The sequence below is a fragment of the bacterium genome, from assembly GCA_040757115.1.
Classification (GTDB): Bacteria; UBA9089; CG2-30-40-21; order CG2-30-40-21; family SBAY01; genus JBFLXS01.
Genome location: JBFLYA010000435.1, coordinates 1 through 1443, shown reverse-complemented (window position 1 = coordinate 1443; position 1443 = coordinate 1). Strand labels below are relative to the sequence as shown.

Here is a 1443-nt window from a genome sequence, read left to right as displayed (position 1 = left end):
CTTTTTGAGGTTAATTATAACAGATATTAATGTCAAAGAGCTAAATAAAGGTGCACGATGTCCTGCTACAAAATAGAGGATTAGGAGTGCACGATGTTCAGGTGCACGATGTGCTGCTAGTTATCAGATATTCTCTAAAATTATATGGATTTTCTTTTAATTCTAATAAACTTCTTATTCTTGTTTTTATGTTTTTTATATCAATTGGCTTATCAAAATAATCATCTGCTTTTAACTGTAAAGCACGAATTATTATTTCCTTTGAACAGGAAATACTCATTAAAATAACGATTATATGGGGTTCTATTTCTTTTATTTGCCGAAGGACTTCAAGTCCATATAGATCACGTAATTTGATCTCCAGCAGAATTACATCTATTAACTTTTTCTTTATAATCTCAATGGCTTTTTTTTCCTTCTCCTACATCCAATACTATATATTCATCTTCTAAAGCACTGGTTAATTCTTCACGGATACTAGTATCACCATCTACTATGAGGATATTTTTACTCATCGAAGGTAACATCTTTGCTCCTTCTCCTTAAAAAAACATTACCCACTAATCATACTTCTGAATTTTTAGTATCTTGAATTTAATATACAAAATAATTATTCACATGTCAACAAAAAAAAGTGTAGCATTTTTCTGTTTTTTTTTAGCATTTTTCTACTGATAGGAAATTGCTTTTTTGAGTGTTTTGGGTATGTAACTATTCAGCCACTGATTAACACGGATTAGCACGGATAAATACAGAGGTCAGAAGATAAAAGGCAGAGGACAGAAGACAGAGGTCAGAGGCGGGTTGTCCCCCGCTGGCGGGGGTTAGGGGGTGGAAATTTCCTCCACTGGCAGAGAATCAAGAAGGACAGAAGATAAAAGTCAGAAGGAGAAAAACTCTTCAGCCTAATTACAGACACGGAAAACAGACACGGATTACGAATTTTCAGTGTTTCATCCGTGTCCATCTGTGGTTGAATAGTTACCATTTTGATATCTGATAATTCCTAAATTTACAAAACAGATTAAAGCATATAGAGTTAAAGATTAACTCAAATGAAAATGCTTAACTATTGAGGAACAAGGGTATAACCATTTATAAACAAAGTAGTTGTAACTCTTTGCCTCCTATGTTATAATGGATAAAGGATAACAAAACTATCCAAAAAAACAGGGAGGAGGCAAAGAAATATGCAAAGGAGTAAAGAATCAACTTATTATCTCAAAAAGTGTTTAACTGAAAATTTCACTTGGTTTTTTGTTGTATTTCAGGAAAAATTTCGCCAGAAGCAACGGATAGCTTTTGAAACAATTATGGTTTCTATCATTAGCTCATTTCTTTGGGTTTTACAATCCGAAGCAGTTAGCCGACTTTTTTGGCATAGGGCATCAACCACTTTATCTTTCTCTTAAAAGATATAGCCTTTATTATCTTAAAGAGATG

Annotated in this window: 2 protein-coding genes; both read right to left on the bottom strand. The window is 33.1% G+C overall.

Going from position 1 to position 1443, the window contains the following annotated elements:
• Window positions 1-97: 97 nt before the first annotated feature.
• The gene (locus AB1422_19460; GenBank protein MEW6621480.1) at window positions 98-358 is read right to left on the bottom strand and encodes a response regulator; all 261 of its coding nucleotides are present in this window, start codon (window positions 356-358) and stop codon (window positions 98-100) included.
• Between the two features lie 40 nt (window positions 359-398).
• Complete coding sequence (locus tag AB1422_19455) at window positions 399-527, bottom strand: hypothetical protein (protein MEW6621479.1); 129 nt, start codon at window positions 525-527, stop codon at window positions 399-401.
• Between the last annotated feature and the right edge of the window lie 916 nt (window positions 528-1443).